This is a genomic window from Cytophagaceae bacterium ABcell3 (assembly GCA_030913385.1).
Taxonomy (GTDB): domain Bacteria; phylum Bacteroidota; class Bacteroidia; order Cytophagales; family Cytophagaceae; genus ABcell3.
This window is the reverse complement of the sequence record CP133159.1, coordinates 3280195-3300923: the sequence shown is the minus strand read 5'-3', so window position 1 is coordinate 3300923 and position 20729 is coordinate 3280195. Positions and strand designations below refer to the sequence as shown.

Genomic DNA, 20729 nt, shown 5'->3' with positions numbered 1-20729 from the left:
TGCTATGCCATTATTTTGCTGCTTATGTTAACCGCCTATCCAGAATACTATACTGGAACTCACAGTGGTTCTTTATGAATTGCTATACTACAATCGCTGCGCTTTTGCCGGTCTATTTAAAAACAATATGCTAAACAGCTAAATTCCATTAGCAAAAACTAAGAGAAGTGCTGTAGCCATGTTATCAAAGATACATCATTTTATCTATGAAAATAACTTTTCAATATCTTCTTTAGTAAGGTTTCTGGAAATTCCATCACTGCTAGAGTCCAGAAGGTTGTCTGAAAGAGTCTTTTTCTGTAGTTGTAATTCAAAGATTTTTTCTTCTACCGTATCTTTGCAAATCATTCTTAGAGCAGTAACGTTCTTTTTCTGTCCCATACGGTAGCACCTGTCTATGGCTTGATTTTCTACAGCAGGGTTCCACCAAGGATCCACAATATAAACATAGTCAGCTTCTGTCAAATTTAGGCCTACCCCACCCGCTTTAAGACTTATCAAAAACACACGGCATGACTTATTGTTTTGAAACCTTCTCACTTTTTCTGCCCTTTGTGTTTGCGGTGTCTTACCGTCAAGGTATTCAAAATCGACATCCATTTCCTCCAGTTCTTTTTCAATGAGCTTAAGCATTTTTACGAACTGGGAAAATATTAGAATCTTGTGGTCGCCGGTTTTTTCCGCAATATGCCTTTTAAGCTCTGCTATTTTTATAGAAGCAGAGGTCTCTAAATTTTCCTTTTCTAGCAATTGGGGGGAATCGCATATCTGGCGCAGCTTAGTAAGTCCCTCAAGTACTTGAATCATGTTTTTGTTCACCCCTTCTTCTTCAATAATACCCAACAACTTATTTCTGTACTTGTTTCTGAAAGCATCATACACTTTTCGTTGCTCTTCAGGCATCATGCAGTATACAACTTCCTCTGTTTTGTCTGGCAGTTCAGTAAGGACTTCTTTTTTGGTTCTTCTAAGGATAAAAGGAGCTATCCTGCTTTTCAATTCATCTGCTCTGTTCTGGTCGTTGTTTGTTTCAATAGGTTTTACATAATTGTCTTTGAAGTTCTTTGCCGTATGCAGAAAACCTGGATTGACAAAGTTCATTTGAGCATACAGCTCCAATGCACTGTTTTCTACAGGCGTACCAGTGAGGGCAATTCTGTTGTTTGCCTTCAAACTGCAAACTGCTTTATTGCGAAGCGAAACGATGTTTTTAATGGCCTGAGATTCATCTAGCACAATGTAGTTGAAGTTTATTTTTTTAAATTGGTCTAGGTCATTGCATACAATTCCGTAGCTGGTAATGATCAAGTCATAGTCACCGAAACTTTTAGCGCTGGCCTTTCTGTCGTTTCCATAATGAAGGAGAAACTTAAGTTCAGGAGCAAACTTTTTTAGTTCATCCTGCCAGTTGAAAAGTAGTGAAGTAGGTGCTATAACCAGATTAATCCCTTTTTTCTGATTTCTTTGCAGTTGTAAAAAGGTGATAATTTGGAGTGTTTTCCCAAGACCCATATCGTCGGCCAGTATTCCTCCCCAACGGAATTCGTCCAAGAAGTTCAGCCAGTTCAGTCCTTCTTTCTGATAATTGCGAAGTTCTGCTTTGATCTCTTTAGGTACCTTTACTTTTTCAATCCCTTTAAAAGCTTGTAACTTCTCTTTCTTCTCGGCTAGCTCTTCAAGTACATTTTTATGTATTTGTGGGTCTGCCAGTTGATCCAGCAGGCTAAAGTTAAGCTTTGAAACCTTCAGCTTTTCGCCATCTTCTTTACCTGCCCTAAAAAGTTGCCTAAACTTTTCCATCCATTGCTGCGGCAACAAGCCATAGGTGCCATCGCCCAGCAGGACATAATTTTCATCATTTTGAATGGCTTTTTTCAGGTCTTTTATGGATATGGATGTATCGCCAAAAGAAATATCTATTTTAGTGTCAAACCAGTCTTTCTGGCTAGACATATGTACCTTTACCTGTGGTCTGTGTACTGAATACTTGAAGTTTTTAAGTTCATTGAGCCCCCAAACTTCAACCTTTTGTTTCTTTAGTTTTTCAAAAGCGTTTAAGAACCAGAAGTTTTTGACCATATCGTCTGGTGACAAGTAAAAGAAACCTTGTCGGCCACCTGTCTTAAACGAAGGGTGCAGTCCGCGCAATAGTTCTTCATAGTCTTTCTCAAACTCTTCATCACGGAGATACTCTGTAAACTTTCCGTTATTGTTTTTCAATATGCTTCCAGCATCAAATAACCCAACAATATCTCCTTCCTCATAAATAACCTCTGGCTTAAATACAACAAATTTATCAAACTCTGTTACGTATAACCTTTTTTTGTCTGGCGTGAGTGGAATAGGTTTCTTTTTGGATTTTGTTTTTTTTACTGCCACTTTGTAATTGCTTTGTAAAGGATTTACTATTTTTTCGAAAAAACTATCAATGTCCTTTTTATGACATCTTTGTACCGGGTAATTTTTGAAAAAAATTAAGGTATGGAATGTCTGAAAGTCAGCTAGGTGGAAAAACTGACCTTGTTGAAAGGTAGGTGTTTGTAAAAGCTGATTTGGCTTGAAACAACCTATAAATGGGTGTTTCATTTCTACCTCAGAGATAGGCACTTTTGTCTCTTTATCTATTTGTAAGAAAGCCTCCAGTTTGTAAAATTCGCTTTCCTCATTTAGCTCAAAGTATAAGCTTGCATCCAGTGATACGATTTGAGCTGTGTTTAAGTCAGATTTTCTGAGTTCTTTGTAACTATTATACCTGCCAATGGTATAGAAGACAAAAGCTTGCTGCTTTAAATATTCAAAAACTTCCTTTGTTTTTTCAAACAGCGCTGCAAACTCAGGATTGTCCGGCTCGGGAACGTGATTTCCCATTGAATCTAGCTGCTCTTTTAAAATAAAAATTTCTTTAAGCTCGTCAGTGACTTCTCCGCTGTATTCGCCAATACTTTTGAGCTCACTTACATGAGCGGTAATTTTATCTTTAGTTTTATTGGGTTTTCCTTGAATAATTTTTAAATGAAAGGATTGGCTCATTGGATTTAAGCTCAATACATAACCTATCACTCGCAGCTCTTGATTTCCTTTGTTGATCAAAGGGGCTAATTGTAATTGCTGTTTTTGTTCGGGGGTACATATGTCCCTCACTTGACTGTTAAAGACTTCTTCAAAGGTATCTAGTGGATATAGCCCCTCTGCTTTTTTGTGCGTTACCCCAACTATTTCGTTTTCCGCAAAAATCAACTTAACATAATTGTCCGCCTCAACAGCTTTGTCCTCTAGGTTAAATTTCTTGAGGGTTTCATCCTGTAGCTTCTTTAAATTTTCCGGAATGAGCTGTTTTAATATATCAACTTGGCAGTTTTGTATGAGGTAAACTACGGCCACCGATTCATGTTTACAGAATCCTTCTACAGATTCTTCACAAGTACAGCATATCTTAAGGTATTTAGCATCAGCAGAAAGCCTAACTTTGTGTTCTTGAATCCTTGAAAAAATATCACTCCCGATTTCTAATACTAAAGATGATTTTTCAACATAAGCATGCTTTAATGAAAGCCCATATATATGCTGGCTTACGAGTGGATATAGAAAGTAAAAGTTTTTTAGTTTCTTTGGGATTTTTAAGGTAGCAGGTTCTGAACTGATCCGGTCATTTAACCGTGGAAGTAAAGCCTCTACCTCCTCCTCTTCCGCACACTCCTCTTCCTCTTCAAAATAATCTTCATTTTGCATTATATACTTAGTCATAAAAAAGATTGCAGCAACCACATGTTTGCAATAATCCTTGTTAAAAAAATCTAAGCAGTTGCAATTATAATGGTGCTTATAACATTCAAACTCTACTTTGTTAAAATCACTTTTATTTGCTGGCAAATAGACATGATAACCGTACTCTGACTTTTGGGATGTTATATCTTTTTGTAGGCTATCAAATAAAGCCTTTCCTTCTTTAAAAACTTTTTTAGGGGTATTTAATTCTACAGCGCTACTGATGACATAAAGGTCTTCAATCATTTTAAATTATATTTTCACGTTGAAGTTATTAAAATACCACATATAAAGTAAAAATTTAACCTGAATTTTGTAACAGAAAATTCTATTGCATATTTCAGGTTTTAGGTTGTTGGACATGGATTGATACTATATCTTTTAAGGGGATCATAAAATTAGTTTTTCTTTGTAAATTTACATACAATAGATTTGAAAGCCATGAAAATCCTTAATGTAGAAGACGACCATAGAATAGCTGAACTAATAAAGCGGGGGCTTGAAGAAGAAGGGTATTCTGTTTCTTCTGCACATGATGCTGCGTCTGGTTGGGAACTTATTGACAGTGATGCGTTTGATTTATTAATTATTGATGTTATGCTTCCTGACATGAGCGGCTTGGACTTATGCCAGAAAATCCGGAAAAAACACCCGTCCTTGCCTATTCTGATGCTTACCGCTTTGGGTACCACAGACGATAAAGTGGAAGGTTTTGACTCAGGTGCTAATGACTACCTGGTAAAACCTTTTGACATAAGAGAGCTTTCGGTGAGGATTCGTGAGCTGTTGAAAAGAAGCCAACAGTTTGTTTCAGAAACCCCTAAAGTATTAAAATTTGGCGATTTGGAGATGGACACAGAGTCCAAACTAGTGTCAAGAAGTGGTAAAGAAATTAATCTGACCCCAAAGGAGTTTGCTTTGCTACAGTATATGCTCCAAAACCCAAATAAAGTGCTTACCCGCCCTGAAATAGCGGAAAATGTATGGGAAACGCATTTTGATACTGGGACTAACTTTATAGATGTGTATATCAATTATTTGAGAAAGAAAATTGATAAAAACTTTTCTCAGAAGCTGATCCATACCAAACCTGGAATGGGGTTTATTCTAAAAATGTAATATTAGCCAAGGGTGTTAATAGCCATGTTGCTTCGTATGCTCTGTTAACTGCATATACATCTCAAAAAAAACTATTGGACAATCCGGAAGGAAATGTGTTGTAGTGCTTTGGCCATTTCTTTTTCACAAGGTGTTGAGAAAAGTACTTCTTCTGTTTTAAGAAGGCGAAACGAGTAGACATCTTCATCTACTTCAGGCTCTTCTGACTCTCCCATACTACAACATTTTAACAAATGGTAGTGCTGGTCTCGAAAGTCATACACCACGAGCGGGTTTATCGTGTCAGCGCAAAAGTCAAAGCAATTGACAAACATGAGATAGTCAAACAGTTCTAGGTCTTGTAGCTGAGGAAACAAATTGCCTTGAAAATATGCGTAGTGAAACAACCTGTTTTCTATATTGTGTACACTCAACTGTTGCTGAAGTTTGAGCAGCTTTTGTTTGTTTTCTTCTATAGAACCTTTTTGTGGATTCCATAGCTTGATATCAAGCCATTTTTGCGTAGATAAATCGTAGTACTCTAAAGCATTTTTAGCGATATCTAATTTATAGTCAAATGCTTTAGCTCCTGGTGCCACATAGCCTAGGTAGAAATATTTTGTTTGTAGCTTTTTGCAGTACAGCATTTTTTGATAAATCAAATACTTTCCCAAGCTGTATTTTTTATATGCCGGATCATAAAAACTGGTAATTCCTGCCGCACTGTTTTTGCCCATATCGAAAAATCCAACAGCAATAAGTTTATTGCGATCGTAAACGGTTATCTCTAAGGTGTCGAAAATGTCAAAGTCAAAATCGTCGTATAAAAGCTGGTCTAGCGAAGGTGCTGTTTCAAAAGGTATTGCGTTTTGATAGGCATGGTACAAAGCTTCTTTTTCAGGTGTAACAGTAGTTTTCTGGATACTGACGCTAAACTTTGAGTTGAGCTTAAAAAGCTTTTTGCTTGTTTTACTATTTTCAAATTCATCCAATACCACCCGTAACCAATGTACCCTATACACTTGGTCATTTAAAGGCAGGTAGGTACAGGTGAAAATATACTGGTACATCCGAAACCAGCCTTGCGAGAGGTAGGAATCAAGCTCTTCCGCTTGTAATGGTTCTAAAGGAAAGTGTGCTTGTGCGAACATGACAAGTTATAAATATTAAAGACAAGTACTAAGATACATAATTTCACTCTGTAAAAACCTTTCTTGACAGCTAAAAAGAGTTTTACTGTATTTAAAATTTTGAAAATCTTTAAAATACGCTTATTAAAAAAAATTTTATTACTTTAGAAGGTAAAAGCATTGCTTTATGCACGGTTTTAAAGGGGTTTGGATTAAGGTTATGCACTAAGGTGCTTTAATTTCTGAAGAACCATACTTCATTTTCTACAGTTTTAAATACCCGGAAAAACCAGTAGTTTTGTCCTATGTATTATCGTCGTAAAGTTTTATTAGCCTTATTGGAATCTTTTGGGGGGAAGCTGGAAAAAATCAGGCTGCAGAAACTACTTTTACTTTATTGCAAGTTTCAAGAACAGCCTGTTTATCACTTTGTTCCGTATAAATTTGGTTGTTTTTCATTTCAGGCCAATGCAGATTTAAAAACACTGGAAAAATATGGACAGGTGCTTGAAGATGATATTGTTTGGGTAAAAAAAGATCAAACCATTTACAAAAACCTACTAAGGGAAAAAGACAGAAAGATTTTATTTTCTATTAAACATCTTTATGAGGGTAAAACAAATACTGAATTAATCAAACATACTTACCTTAAATATCCTTGGTTTGCCCATCGTAAATGATATTTTATCAGGAGAGGAATTACAGCCTGTAATGTCTATTAAGCCAAAATCCAACAAAACCATTCTTTTCACCATCGGATATCAGGGGATTTCTCTAGAAGAGTATCTTAACAAGCTTCTTAAAAATGACATCAAACTTCTTGTTGATGTACGACGGAACCCTAAAAGCATGAAATATGGCTTTACTCAAAGCCAGCTTAAAAATGTTTGTGAAGGCGTTGGCATAAAGTATTGCACACTCCTGAAGTTGGGATAGAGTCAGATAAGCGGCAGGATCTTAAAACGCAGGCTGATTATGACAAATTGTTTGCCATCTATAGGAATACAAACCTTCAGGAAACTATTGGCAAGCAACAGGAAATTTTAAATTTACTTGCAGAATATCAAAGAATTGCATTAACTTGTTTCGAAGCAAATATATGTCAGTGTCACAGAAAGCATCTAGCGGAGGCTATTACCCAATTAGGTGACTGGCAGTATGAGATGAAACATATAAACTTCACCTCCTCCACACATTCCAACTCAAATAATTCAGCACGCCCCCTTCCTCGCACTTTTTCGAGGTCTGTTAGTAAGTAGCAGTACCCGTACAAACCTCTAACTACTTTTGCCAACTTCTGGTATTTTATACTGGAAGTCAGATATTAGCCGTCATTGCGAGGCGCAAGGTAGCAATGAGGTAAGAGTCAAATGTTTTAGTTTTATAGGGTTAGGTGCGTTAAGGGAATGTCGAGGCAATCTGTTTGCGGTACGCTGTGCAAGTTGGTATCATCAAAACGTCATCTTAGTACAGCGTCTGACAGACCCTTCGTCCCTCAGGGTGACAGGTTAATCCCGATTCAGACAGTAAAGACTGGGTTCATGTAATAAATATGGCTCCACGCAGATTGATTGCGTTCTGGGACTATTTATTTGCAAAAAAAGAAATTAGTCATGCAGCTTCAGGAAACAACTATACGGTCAAATATCAAAAGCTTGGGCCAGGACCAGCTTGCTGAAATATTTTCGTCAAAATCACTTTACAACGGCAGGGCGTACTATGAAGGCGCACAGGTAGAAGAAGCTGTTTTCAGCGGCTCTGTACTATCCGGTAAGGTCTTAGGGCGGGCAGTATATGATACTTCTGCCTGGTTTGCAGAAGACGGCTCCTTTCAAGGCAGGTGTAATTGCCTTGCTCCGGGAAACTGCAAGCATATAGCTGCGCTGGTTCTTTACGCAATCAACGAGGAAGTCCCGGTAAGTCAAGCCGCACTGACAAGACAGGATTACAAAAGTTATCTTGAAAACTTGGAGAAAGAAGAACTTATAGAAATTATACTCAGCCATGCAAAGCAGGAATTTTTTGATGATATTCAAAAGAAACAGACTAGCCAGCAGGAAGCACTACAAATATTCAAAAAAGTTGAGAAAAGGCTTGTTGAACTCGTTTCAAAACAACCCGAACAGTATGGGCTTGAGTATTTCTCAGACATATTTGATAAAAACATTGGAAAACTGAGAGGTCTTGAACACCATCTGGTTCCACAGCTTAAAGATTTTATATTTACGGTAGTTGATCATATAGGAGATGCTTTATCGGAGGGTTATCTCTACGACCACTACCTTGATGAGCATTTCGATTTTAATGAAGATTTTTATGACCTGACTGTTGACCTTGCAAAATCACTTTCATTAAATGAAAGGATAAGCTTTCTTTCCGACCTGGACAAACTACTGTATGAATTATGTGTAGATCTTACCATACGCCTTTCAGATGTGATAAACACTCCGGGAGATCTGCCGGAGCTGAAAAAGATACTTTTAAATAACGGCGACTTCTCCCCTGCCTTTTCCACCCGGGTTTTCAATGCCTGTGCCAGTAAATTTTCTTCTGATGAGCAGATAGCGTACCTAGAGAAACTGGAAGAAACTGACAAGGATCAGGGGCTAAGACTTGCCACTTTATATCAGGAAAAAGGTCTTACAGACAAGGCAGAACAGGTATTCCAATGCCTTCTAAGCCAAAATAGTATCTACTCCGGTAATGTTTACAAGGCTTACCTGAACCTGCTGGGGCCGGAACACCCCGGATTTATGGCCTTGGCTACTGAGGCACTGGAGGATCACCCCTATGCTGAAATACTGAACACAATTAATGAAATAAAACCAGAAGCTTTGCCAGCGCTCGAAAATATTCTGAAGAATAAGAACTCCATGGAGTATGTGCTTTTTTTGGAAGGACATGGTCGCTTTAAAGAAGCCGCTGAAATAGCTTTTCAGGAAAGAGGTAAGGTTTTTAATGACAAGCCTTTTGAGTTCTTCAAAAGACATAAAAAGCTTTTTCCTGAGTATGCCGGTAAGTTATTTACCGAAATAATTGACAAAAACCTTGAAACATCGGGTGAATATCACTATTATAAAATTGATGAGGCTTTAAGGCAGCTTATACAAATTGATGAACCCAAAGCTAGAGAGATTATTGCAGAAATCTGTGTCTTATATAAAAGGAGGCAAAAGCTGACGGGAATGCTGAGGGTGATTTAAAATATTTAGGTATGATAATAAAATAGTAGTTTCAGGCATCGGAAATATTTTCTTCGTAAATTTCACTTATGAAAATAAATTTTGCCGCACACGATGATGTAAAGTGGCTATTGGAAAGCAATAAGGCTGTTACTCTACTCAAAAAAGATACGGCCCCATTAATAATTTCTTTTCTGTTTTTTGCTTTTAAAACAAAGAACAGAACTGCTTGGCTCAGCAGCGAGCTTATCCCTTTGCTGTCTGATTTTCTTTTCAACCTGAATGAACAGCAGGAGAAATATACCTCTGCACCAAAATATTACCTTGAGCAGTGGACAAAAGAGGGTTTTCTGAGACAGTTTTACGATGGAAATGCTGATGAAGCTACTTTCGAACTAACCCCTTCTACAGAAAATGCCCTGCGCTGGATAACAGAGTTCAACAAATCTGAATTTGTCGGTACCGAGTCCCGCCTTATGCAGATTTTTGACCTCCTGCAGGAACTGGTCATTAAAACCTCTGAAGACAGGGACAAGCGCCTTGAAGAGCTTTTAAAGCAAAAGAAAGAAATTGAAGAGGAAATAGCCCGGGTGCAGTCAGGAGAAATTGGTGTGATGAACAGTACTGCTGTGCGTGAACGTACAGGTTTGCTTGAAGAGACGTCCAGCAAGCTTTTGTCTGACTTTAGGCAGATTGAGGAAAACTTTAGGTTACTAAATACACAGGCACGGGAAGACCAGATCAAAAAACAATTGGCAAGGGGTAAGTTTCTGGACAATGTTTTCAAAGCCCGCGACCTGATCATGGACAGCGACCAGGGAAAAAGCTTTATGGCTTTTTGGGAATTCCTCATGAATCAGGAAAAACAGGAAGAACTGGACCAGATGATTGCAACGGTTACAGCACTAAAGGAGATAAAGGAAGTAAAGCTTGAAAATCTTGAGAATCTGAAAGTCAGCCTAGTGAATGCGGGCGACCGTGTAAATAAAACCACCGACCTGCTTACAGAACAGTTGAGACGGTTTCTGGAATCTGCATCTGTATTAGAAAACCGTCGTATAGCTGAGGTTATCCAGAAAATAGAAGAATCAGCCTTGGCAGTCCGGTTAAATCCTCCTTCTCAACGGAATTTTCTTGAAATTGACCACAAGCCGGGCGTAAATCTTCCTATGGAGAAGAAGCCTTTTACACCACCTCAGGTACCTGTGATCAGTTCAGAAGTGCCGGAAGAAGGTGCTGGTGAGGTAAACTTTAATGTTCTCTTCAGTCAGTTGTATGTCGACCCGGAAGAACTCAAAAAAAGAATCAGGTTCCTCTTGAGGGAAAAAGAGCAGGTTTCACTGGGAGATATCGTTAGGGAGATACCGGTGGAAAAAGGACTGACCGAAATAGTAACCTACTTTAGTTTGGCCACACAACTTGAAAAACAAAACAAGGCCATTGTCGACAGCAACAACAAGGAGACCGTATACTATGAGTCGGACGGCCTCATGAGTAAAATTGAAATTCCAAAAACCATTTTCTTAAAATGAAAATCAGCGATAAAAGTGTAGGTATTCCTGTTATACACCTACTCAAAGGCATACTTTACCGCGACCAGGAAGCTCCCTGGAAACTGCTCCTGCAACATCGCTCCGAAATACGGGACTATGTTGCAGTCATGGGGTTGGAGCTTTTTGTGGATGAGGCAGAAGGCTATGCTTTTGTCAGGCAGCAGGTAATCGATGAGCAGGAAGAGGAAACTCTGTTACCTAAACTGGTAGACAAACGCCCGCTGAGCTATCAGCTGACCATCATGGCGGTACTGCTCCGCAAAAGGTTGCTGGAAAGCGACCTGGAAGGAAGTGCTTCCAGGCTTGTGCTTTCCTTTGCACAAATTGCCGATATGACCAACCTGTTCTATACCGATGGTACCAGCAATGAGCGTCGCCAGGAAGACCGCATCAGGGAAAACATCAACAAGCTTATTAAGATGGGATTCCTGAGAAAACTCAAGAATGAGGATGACAAATATGAAGTAAGCCGAATTCTTAATGCTTTTTTTACCATTGACAAACTAAAGGAAACTGAGGAAAAGCTGAGGGAGTACAAACATAAAATATCAAAAGAGGAAGATGAACATGAATCCGGAGATTAATTTTTCAGGACGTCCAGGCTTCAGGTTGCACAAATTGGAAGTACTGAACTGGGGAACTTTTACCAAACACATCTGGAAGATATGTCCTTCTGGCAACAATTCCCTGCTTACAGGTGATATCGGCTCCGGCAAGTCTACCCTAGCCGATGCCATCACTACCCTACTGGTTCCGCACCATAAAATTACCTTTAATAAAGCTGCCGGCGCAGAGTCTAAAGAAAGAACCATTTACAGCTATATACGCGGTGCTTATAAGAATGAAAAAGTGGAGCATGCTGCCAAAGCACAGGATGTTTACCTCAGGGATGAAAATACATATTCTGTAATTGTTGCCTCTTTTTACAACGAAGGTTTGGCCCGACAGATCTCTCTGGCGCAGGTATTCTGGCTGAAAAACAACAAGCCGGAAAAGTTTTTTGTGGTCAGTGCGACATCCCTGACCATCAAAGACCATTTTACAGACTTTGGCAGTGACATCAATAACCTTAGAAGGCGGCTTCGCAAAACAGAGGCTACGGAAATCTTTGACACCTTTACGGATTACTCCAATAAGTTCAGACAGTTTTTCGGGATAAAACAACCGGAAGCGCTTGACCTGTTTTATCAGACCGTGTCCATGAAATCGGTGGGTAACCTTACCGAGTTTGTCAGGGAACACATGCTGGGCAAGACCAATATTACTGAGAAAGTAACCGAACTGGTAAACCGTTATGAGGAGCTGACAGATGCCTACAGTTCTGTCAAAAAAGCCCGCCAGCAGATGGAGATCCTCAAACCACTTATTGAAAACCTGGGCAAGTTTGATAAAATAACCGCCGAAATCACCCGTCTGCAGGAATGTCTCCACATAATGCCGGCATGGTTTTCAGAAAAGAAAATTCATTTACTCAAAAAAGACCTTTTGCAGCAGGGCGAAAAGTACCATGCCTTGATGCTTGCCATCAAAGAAACGGAAAAAGACCTTGAAAATGGCAGGGAACGCCAGCGGGAACTGAAAAACCTGATTGATAACTCCGAAAGCGGGCAACGGCTGAAAAGCATTGAGAAAGATATCTATCACCTGGATGGCGAGTATAGACAGCGAAAGGCCACAGCCGCACGATACGAACAGCTTTGTAAAACGCTGGAACTCGATATCCTTCTTGAGGAAAACCTTTTTCATCAGAACCGTGAAAATGTTTCAGGGCTTTTGCAGGGTTTTAACAACCGTCTTTCTGAAATCAGAAATGAGTTGAACAAGCTCAATATTTCGCTGCACCAGAAGACATCTGATGCCGATGACCTTAAATCGGAAATTGCCTCGCTGAAAAGCCGGAAAACCCTTATACCGGAAAAGTTTCTGTCCATGCGGCAGCGTATTTTGGATTCGCTTGGTCTAGAGGAAACCGAACTGCCTTTTGCCGGTGAGCTGATTAGGGTACGGGAAAAAGAAGCAGACTGGGAAGGTGCTATAGAACGCAGGCTGCACGATCTGGGACTTAGCATGATGGTTCCTGAGCGTCACTACAATGAGCTTAGTAAATATGTGAACAGCAACGACCTGCGCGGTAAGCTGGTTTACTTCAGGGTTCTTGAAAGGGAATCTAAAGGACGCTGGGATATTGCAGATAACTCTCTTGTAAACAAGGTTGAAATAAAAGCCGATACCGAATTTTATGAGTGGCTGGAATGTGAACTGGAAGAGCGGCATAATTACACCTGCTGTGAAAGCCTGGAGGAGTTTAGAAGAGCGCCTTACGCCATTACCCGTGAAGGGCAGATTAAATCCGGCAAGGTAAAACATGAGAAAGATGACAGACGCAGCGTCTTCGACCGTAAAAACTTTGTACTTGGGTGGACAAACCAGGAAAAGATATATGCCCTAGAAAAAGACTTGGATGTCCTTGAAAAAGAAATAAACTCACTAAGAGATAAGATTTATTACCTTGAAAAAGAAGAGACTGCTAAAGGGCGCCTTAAAGACGCTGCCCGGGATTTTCTGCAATATGATGACTTTGCGGCACTGAATTGGAAGAAAAGTTTTCTGCAGCTTCAGGATCTTGAAGAAGAAAAGAAACTCCTGCAGGAAAGCTCTTATGAAATAAAAACTTTTGAAAAGCAGCTCGGGGAAGTTACCAGGGAAATAAGCAAACTGGAAGAACGTAAAAATAAGCAACAGAAACAGGCCGGTGCAAAAGAACAGGATGTTGCCACCAAAGCGATGAACCTGAAAGAAAACCTTGAGAAGTCCGGTGCATCCCCTTCCCTGCTTGCTCAGGCTTTTGATACGCAGGAAAATATTTTTGAAGACCTTCCGGCCTGCGTCAGTCGGTGGACAGAAATACCTGTGCCCGCTTCAGACATTCCGGAGAAAGCCGCTGAATTTGTCGCCTCCCTCCTTTCTGAAGACCTTTCTTTGGGCAATGCCGAGAAACAGGAAAAGCAGGTTCTGGCACGCATCAGCGGCAATGGAGGCCTTATAGAGAAAGAAACTAAGAAATCAGGCAATCTTCAGGAAAACATTATCAGGGTCATGTCTGATTTCCGCAAAGAGTACCCTGCAGAGACCGCCGAAGTGGATGCCTCCATAGAATCAGCGACAGACTTCCGACGCATATACAACAAACTGGTGGCCGATGACATACCACGGCATGAGGCACGCTTCCGCCAGCTTTTGAAGGAAGGTACCATCAACGGTATTCTCATCTTCAAAAACCAGTTGGAAATTTATGAGAAAGAAATCGGGGACAAAATCAGGGAAATAAACCTGCACCTGAAAGGCATAGATTATACACCAGTTTCCTATATCCGCATTGTGGAGGAAAAAGTGCTGTCAGAAGATATCCGGCAGTTCCGCCTTGACCTGATGAAGTGCCTGGAAAATATAGTGGGTGAAACAGACAACTACAATGAGGAGAAATTCCTTCAGGTAAAGAAAATACTTGACCGTTTTAAAGGTGAGACAGAAGAAGACCGCCGCTGGACCGCCCGCGTGACCGATGTACGTGAATGGTATACCTTCGGCGCTAGTGAAAGACATAAAGAAGACGATACCGAAAAGGAGTTCTACAGCGACTCATCTGGAAAATCAGGCGGACAGAAAGAAAAACTCGCCTACACCATTCTGGCCTCTTCTATTGTCTTTCAGTTCGGACTGGCCAGCAATGACCCTGGCTCCCGTTCTTTCCGCTTTGTAGTAATAGACGAAGCCTTCGGCCGTGGCTCCGACGACAGTACCCGTTACGGACTCAAACTCTTTGAAACACTGAACCTGCAGCTGCTTATCGTTACGCCACTGCAGAAAATCAACATCATTGAGGAGTACATCAATACCGTGCACTTTGTCTCCAACCCGACAGGTCAGGAGTCTATGGTACGCGACATCACCAGAGAGGAACTGAAGAAAGAAAAAGAAGCCTATTTCACATCAATGCAGAATAGCCTGTAATGATTTCGCCGAAGGAAATAAAACAGAAGGCAGACCGGTGGTGGAAAGATTTTCTGCAGCACGAGCTTTGTGGCACACCTTATTTTCCTAAGGATGTGCCACAGATTGGTCTCGTCAGCCAGAATGAGCTGATCAACAACTTCCTTTCTGTTTCAGAACAGTTCCGCAAACTACAGGAATCCTCTAAGGATCATAAAGGTTATGGCTATTCGCTTGAATGGTCGGAAAAGAACTTCCGCAGTACCGGAAGGAACCGCTTTATCAGCCGTATCTTTTTTGAGACTGCTGAAGACTATCTGCGCTTTACCGGCAGCGTACAGGATTTTAAAGCATTTGCAGAATCCGTACAAAAAATCAGGAATAGCTTCCCTGAACTCGAAGACTGGATGAAATCAAACCCGTTAAAGGTCTGCACCAATGCCAAACAGTGGGACGCCCTGCTCAAGGTTTGCTATTATTTTAAACACCAACACATTCCCGGAAAATTTTACATCCGCGAATTGCCGGTTAATGTACACACCAAATTTATAGAAGAAAACAAGGCCCTGCTTTCAGAGCTGCTTTCAGTCATTCTGCCGGAAGACAAAATTCAGCAGGAGTATACAGCAGTAAAAGATTTTGAAAAACGCTTCGGCCTTAGGTACAGCGAAAGTCTTGTCCGGGTGCGAATATTGGATGAAGCGCTTGCTGAGCAATGTTTTTCCGGCATTATGGATATTTCCGTGACGGAAAGCGCATTTAACAGCCTGAACCTGCCCTGTAAAAGAGCTTTTGTATTTGAAAATAAAACCAACTACAGCAACCTCATGAACTTCCTGACCCTGCCCATGCTGAAAGATTCGGCAGGCATCTTCGGGAGCGGTTTTAAAGTCGGTTTACTGAAAAATGCACACTGGCTGCACAGCCGCGAACTCCTGTACTGGGGCGACCTGGATGTACAGGGTTTTCAGATACTTTCACAAATAAGAGGGTACTTTCCCCACACCCGGAGCTTTCTGATGGACAAGGCAACACTGGAAAAATTCAGGCATGAAGCCTTGGCCGGAACAGAAACCACTCAGGACACACCGCTTCACCTTACCTCGGAGGAACAGGAAGTGTATCATTTGTTGAAACAGGATAATTTACGCCTGGAACAGGAAAAAATACCTCATGGGTATGTGGCGGAGATGATATTGAAGCTTTTTGAGAAGTAAATTGGGAAGTAGCAGTTTTGTGAAGTGCGTTATTCTAAAAACCACTTTTCTGCCAACTCTCAACAGATGCCGGAACGGGGCCGGCAAGGGCGGTTATTTTTATTTGTCAGGGAAAGTTGACAAAATAGTTTTGCATGCGGTAAAATAAGGCAGAAAAAATAAACCTTTTGCTCTCTCCCCGCACCTGTTGCGGGGTCTGTTGGTGAGTAGCAGTATCCGTTTAAAAAGTCTTTTGAAAAACCACTTTTCTGCGAATTTTTAACAGATACCGGCACGGGCTGTTATTTTTTGCTATGGGAAATCTTTTTTGACGATAATAAACCCAAACAAGCTTTACGTAAAGCCAATACCCTCATACCTACATTTTCTGCTCATTTTCAGATTATTATTTAATAATATTGGTTTCGGATTATTTAAGAAAAGCTGGTTTGCACACTATGGGAAACCCTCAAGTATTTGTATTAATGAAAATCCCACAAACAGGTTTCTTTCCAAAAACTGCATATTTCTTTTCATGAATAATTCCCAAAAAGGTGAAAACGGGACCTGAACACACCATAAAAAAAAGTAGGGCATTCATAAAACAATTTTTTAACATGAAACTATTAAAAAACTTTATAGGATTACCCATTTAGGTCGCTTCATTTTAATTTGAAAATGCGTAATAGGGACCGCCGACACCATCCTTTCTAAAATGTTGTCAAAACTGCATTTGCGGAAACCTCTTCTGTTAAATCTATAGAAGTATTCCTGTAAATATTTGTTCACACGCTCTTTGTTGCAATAAGCATGAACTCCCCGAAGCCAGTTTTTAACATTTCTTATCTGAAGGTGAAGCATTTTGAAATTTTTACCCTTATTTGATAGCTTTTATTTCAAGTTAGGGTAATCCTTTTTGAGAGGCTTATACGCGCTCCAGCCATCGGTTTCTACTTTTGCATCTTGTGAAATATGCTGTTCGAATATAGATGTCAAAGATTCGCATGAGTAATTCTTAATTACTTGGGCATAACCTCTTCCTGGCTTTCCGTTTCTATGTTCTATAGCTATTACCACTCTTACTTTCTCCTCACTGGCACTTCTTCCCTGTTGCCCCTTTTGAGGAGTGCCTATTTCAAATTCATCTACATGTACCTCATCTGTAAGAGGGTACTCTAAGCTGCTTTTCATAGCTTGCTGTACCTTTTGACGAAAAAACCATGTGGTTTTCTGCTGTAAACCGAACCGCTCTGCCAACCAAATGCTGTTAGCCCCTTTTTTGCTCGTAGCTATCTCATATAAAATCTCAAATGCCACTGCGATTGAAAATTTTATCTTGTGAAAAAGCGTTCCCGAAGTAGCTGATTCATCATATTGGCATTTGGTGCACCTTCTACTATAAGGCTGTTTGCCTTTGGAATAGCTAGTACTTTGGCACTTCTTGCATTTATATCCATTTCCAGCCCATTTCAATTCTGCTAAGTATTGTAAACAAGAATCCCTGTCTGGAAACCTTTCCTTAAACCTCTCTCGACTTAAATCTTTGAATATCTTCATATTTATTGATATTTTCATATAAAGATAGCTTGCCGCTACGCATCTTATCTGCGTTTAGATACTTAAATGGGTAATCCTAAAACTTTAATATTTTTTTTTAAATTCTTTTAGCTTTTAGTTGCCAAAGAAAAGCAGGTTTAGAGCCGTCTTCAAGTGGGTATTCCGGTTCTTATCGTTTTTTGTCGGATGATGCACATAATGTTTCGGTAGAGCAGGCCAAAGAAGTAGCTGTAAACTTTGTGAATCAAAATGACTTGATTGAGAAACCCTCTTCATTAAAAAAGGGAAGTAAAACAATCGATAATGTAGTCATTGTCCCAGATTTGGAGAATGAGCCTGCCTTGTATGTTGTACGTTTTCAAGGAGCAGGATATGCGGTCATATCTGCAACAACTAAAGAGTCGCCGGTAATTGGTTTTTCGGACGAGGAGGTTTTTGATGCTGAAACGGTTCCTTCAGGCATGGCAGATTGGTTCTTTGAAAGGATGTACAAGATACAGTCGGTAAGGAATAATGAGGAGTATGAAATTCCAGAAGAAGTAAATGCTGAATGGGCTAAAGTATTAAGACCTCTGATTTTGACACGAAATCATCTACCACTATTATAGAGCAGTATGGCCCTTTTATGACAACTTTATGGGGACAGGGGGTGCCATATAATGATATGACAAATCACACTTCATTCCCACTATTCTTATAACCAGCCTATATGGGCTTTTTTAAAAGCCCATATAGGCTGGTTATAAAAACAAAAACTTATCTCACCCGAACACATAGAGCATGTGGCACGACGCGTGGTTTACCCCACATTAAACCTTATATCCACTGTTTTTACACAGTTTCAATATTTTATACCGCAAAACATAGGCAATTTCCAGCCAGCTATACCATGTTCAATTTACCAAAAAATCAGCCTCCTTATTTTACTTTGATTTTTTTTAAAAAAAACTTAATTTCAGCATAATAAAATCATTTTATTATGCTGAAATATATATTTCTTAAAAGTATCCTTCTTTTCGTTTTATTCAGTAAACTTTCCTATGCCCAACCCTTTCCGGAATTAATTTACTATAAATTTGATTCCGAAAATACAATAACAAACTATGCAAGCGCTCCTGTGGGTTCAAATCCAGCTATATTAAATGGACTTACTGTTGAAGGGAATGGCATGTTTGGCACTGCTTTGAATGGAACAGGTTCACTTAGTTCAACTGATTATGTTGACACAGGCTGGGAAACCTCTTTAAACAGTTCATTCACAATTGGCTTTTGGACATCTGGCATTAATACTACAGATATGATATATGCATTTGGCGATAATACAGCCTCTGGTTTCAGGTGTTTTACCAATGGGGTTGCCGGTTCTGGAAATTGGCTGCTTAGATGCACAGATTGTGGTATGCCTGACGTCACTGCTTACAATGGTGCAACTACAGAAGCAAGTTATGTTCACTTTGTTTATGATGAAAGCGCCAGTAAAATGAGGGCTTATTTTGATGGAGTTAAAGTTGACTCCTCGGATGTTACATCAGCAATTTCAATTAATGGCGATAATTTTAAAGTTGGAGGATATGATGCTAATTCCTCAATTGATGGTATGTTAGATGAATTTAGACTATATGACAGAGCATTGTCTGATGAAGAAATACTTGAGACCTATAATACTACACTTGTAAGTTGTGAAGGGCCATCAAATGTAGAAATAGTTGAAGAAAATTGCGATGAAATAATTGTTTCCTGGGACTCTGGGAGCAACTCCCTAAGGTCTTATTTAGAATATGGCCCCCCGGGTTTTACTTTAGGACAAGGAACTAGAGTGGAAACCACTTCAAACCCGTTTGAGGTTAGCGGTTTAAATGCAGGTACAGAATATGAGTTTTATGTAGTCGATAGCTGTAACTTGGAAACTAGTTTACCTTCAACCAGCCTCTTAGCAAGCACTTTGCCCAGACCTGAAGCCGCCTTCAATAGTTTTCTTCTAGAAGTGAACGATAACGGGGCCCAAGCTTTTTTTGACGCCAGTGCTTCAGAGGATGCATCTTCATACACATGGATATTTGGTGATGGGTCAACAGGTTCCGGTCAAGATGTGGTTCATTATTACACGAAAGATTCTGTTTATTCTGTGCGGTTAATTGTTGATAATGAATGTGGCTCGGATTTAGTAAACCAAGATTTTGTAGTTAATGTGGTTTCTAGGACGAAATCTTTATCTGAAAGTCCTTTGAGCGTATTTCCAAATCCATTTAACAACACTATTAATTTTAAAGGAGTATCGGAAAACCAATCTTTTAATGTTGAAATATATGATATGACAGGAAGGGTTGTATTTTCTAAAAATAACATTAGAAGCAATGAAATTTTAAATCTACAAAATCTTCATCAAGGTAGTTATATTTTAAATTTAATATCCGGGGAACAAACATATTATACGAAAATATTAAAATCTTCACATTAAGGTAAACTAAAGCAGAAAGAATAAAACTTTTTAGCTCTCCCCCCGCACTTGTTGCGGGGGCTTTCGGTAAGTAGCAGTATCCGTAGAATACGTCTTTTGAAAAACCACTTTTCTGCTAGCGTTTGACAAGATGCCGGCACGGGTCTGTTATTTTTGTTTATCAGGGAGAGTCACCAAAATAGTTTTACTTACGGTAAAATAACGCAGAAAAATCAACCTTTTGCACTCTCCCCGCACCTGTTGCGGGGTCTGTTAGTAGGTAGCAGTATTTGTGGAAAACGTCTTTTGAAAAACCATTTTTCTGCCAGTGTCTAACAGATGCCGGAACGGGGCCGGCACGGGCTGTTATTTTTGATTTACAGGAAAAGTCACCAAAATAGTTTTGCATGGGGTAAAATAACGCAGAAAAATAAATCCTAAAGCTCTCTCCCCGCACCTGTTGCGGGGTCTGTTGGTAGGTAGCAGTGTCCGAAAAATATGTCTATTTAAAAACCCACTTATCTGCGAATTCTTGACAGATGCCGGAATGGGTCCGGCAAGAGCGGTTAATTTTGTTTTTACAGGGAGAGTCACCAAAATAGTTTTAACTTACGGTAAAATTACGCAGAAAAAATTAACCTTTTTGCACTCTCCCCGCACCTGTTGCGGGGTCTGTTGGTAGGTAGCAGTATTTGTGGAAAACGTCTTTTGAAAAACCACTTTTCTGCCAGTGTCTAACAGATGCCGGAACGGGTCCGGCACGGGCTGTTAATTTTGTTTATCAGGGAGGGTTGACAGGATGTTAGTTTTCAGGTGATGGT

The 20729-nt window shown here is 39.9% G+C and carries 14 protein-coding genes; 11 read left to right on the top strand and 3 right to left on the bottom strand.

The annotated features are described in order from the left end of the window. Positions 1 to 204: 204 nt before the first annotated feature. Positions 205 to 4011: an SNF2-related protein gene (locus RCC89_13275; GenBank protein ID WMJ74128.1), complete on the bottom strand. Its 3807-nt coding sequence runs from the start codon at positions 4009 to 4011 to the stop codon at positions 205 to 207. Between the two features lie 195 nt (positions 4012 to 4206). Between RCC89_13275 and RCC89_13270 the strand changes: the two genes are divergently transcribed. Next, on the top strand, positions 4207 to 4884 hold the full coding sequence (locus tag RCC89_13270) for a response regulator transcription factor (protein WMJ74127.1): 678 nt from the start codon (positions 4207 to 4209) through the stop codon (positions 4882 to 4884). A gap of 71 nt (positions 4885 to 4955) precedes the next feature. On the opposite strand, the gene RCC89_13265 is transcribed toward RCC89_13270, so the two are convergent. Then, positions 4956 to 6014, bottom strand: coding sequence for an arginyl-tRNA--protein arginylyltransferase (locus RCC89_13265; GenBank protein ID WMJ74126.1), 1059 nt, complete (start codon positions 6012 to 6014; stop codon positions 4956 to 4958). A gap of 284 nt (positions 6015 to 6298) precedes the next feature. Here RCC89_13265 and RCC89_13260 point away from each other — a divergent pair, with 284 nt between their 5' ends. The 8 genes from RCC89_13260 to RCC89_13225 all read left to right on the top strand — a co-directional run bounded on the left by RCC89_13260 (position 6299) and on the right by RCC89_13225 (position 15935). Further along, the gene (locus RCC89_13260) at positions 6299 to 6673 is read left to right on the top strand and encodes a hypothetical protein (GenBank protein ID WMJ74125.1); all 375 of its coding nucleotides are present in this window, start codon (positions 6299 to 6301) and stop codon (positions 6671 to 6673) included. Next, positions 6657 to 6929, top strand: coding sequence for a DUF488 domain-containing protein (locus RCC89_13255; GenBank protein ID WMJ74124.1), 273 nt, complete (start codon positions 6657 to 6659; stop codon positions 6927 to 6929). The genes RCC89_13260 and RCC89_13255 overlap by 17 nt, the downstream gene beginning before the upstream one ends. Continuing rightward, complete coding sequence (locus tag RCC89_13250; protein WMJ74123.1) at positions 6905 to 7252, top strand: DUF488 family protein; 348 nt, start codon at positions 6905 to 6907, stop codon at positions 7250 to 7252. The genes RCC89_13255 and RCC89_13250 overlap by 25 nt, the downstream gene beginning before the upstream one ends. Positions 7253 to 7606: 354 nt before the next feature. Continuing rightward, the gene (locus RCC89_13245) at positions 7607 to 9196 is read left to right on the top strand and encodes a hypothetical protein (protein WMJ74122.1); all 1590 of its coding nucleotides are present in this window, start codon (positions 7607 to 7609) and stop codon (positions 9194 to 9196) included. A 68-nt stretch (positions 9197 to 9264) separates the two neighbouring features. Beyond that, the gene (locus RCC89_13240) at positions 9265 to 10707 is read left to right on the top strand and encodes a DUF3375 domain-containing protein (GenBank protein ID WMJ74121.1); all 1443 of its coding nucleotides are present in this window, start codon (positions 9265 to 9267) and stop codon (positions 10705 to 10707) included. Next, positions 10704 to 11312 (top strand): DUF4194 domain-containing protein, encoded by a 609-nt coding sequence (locus RCC89_13235; protein WMJ74120.1) that lies wholly within the window; start codon positions 10704 to 10706, stop codon positions 11310 to 11312. Before RCC89_13240 ends, RCC89_13235 begins: the two co-directional genes overlap by 4 nt. Next, a complete protein-coding gene (locus tag RCC89_13230) occupies positions 11296 to 14739 on the top strand; it encodes an ATP-binding protein (protein WMJ74119.1) in 3444 nt (1147 codons plus the stop codon). The genes RCC89_13235 and RCC89_13230 overlap by 17 nt, the downstream gene beginning before the upstream one ends. Next, a complete protein-coding gene (locus RCC89_13225) occupies positions 14739 to 15935 on the top strand; it encodes a DUF2220 family protein (GenBank protein ID WMJ74118.1) in 1197 nt (398 codons plus the stop codon). The genes RCC89_13230 and RCC89_13225 overlap by 1 nt, the downstream gene beginning before the upstream one ends. Positions 15936 to 16805: 870 nt before the next feature. Here RCC89_13225 and RCC89_13220 read toward each other — a convergent pair. After that, on the bottom strand, positions 16806 to 17471 hold the full coding sequence (locus tag RCC89_13220) for an IS1595 family transposase (protein WMJ74117.1): 666 nt from the start codon (positions 17469 to 17471) through the stop codon (positions 16806 to 16808). Positions 17472 to 17650: 179 nt separating this feature from the next. On the opposite strand from RCC89_13220, the gene RCC89_13215 reads away from it, so the two are divergent. Together RCC89_13215 and RCC89_13210 are read left to right on the top strand one after the other, a co-directional pair. Continuing rightward, positions 17651 to 18079: a Spi family protease inhibitor gene (locus RCC89_13215; protein ID WMJ74116.1), complete on the top strand. Its 429-nt coding sequence runs from the start codon at positions 17651 to 17653 to the stop codon at positions 18077 to 18079. Between the two features lie 371 nt (positions 18080 to 18450). Further along, on the top strand, positions 18451 to 19929 hold the full coding sequence (locus RCC89_13210) for a LamG-like jellyroll fold domain-containing protein (GenBank protein WMJ74115.1): 1479 nt from the start codon (positions 18451 to 18453) through the stop codon (positions 19927 to 19929). Positions 19930 to 20729 lie beyond the last annotated feature (800 nt).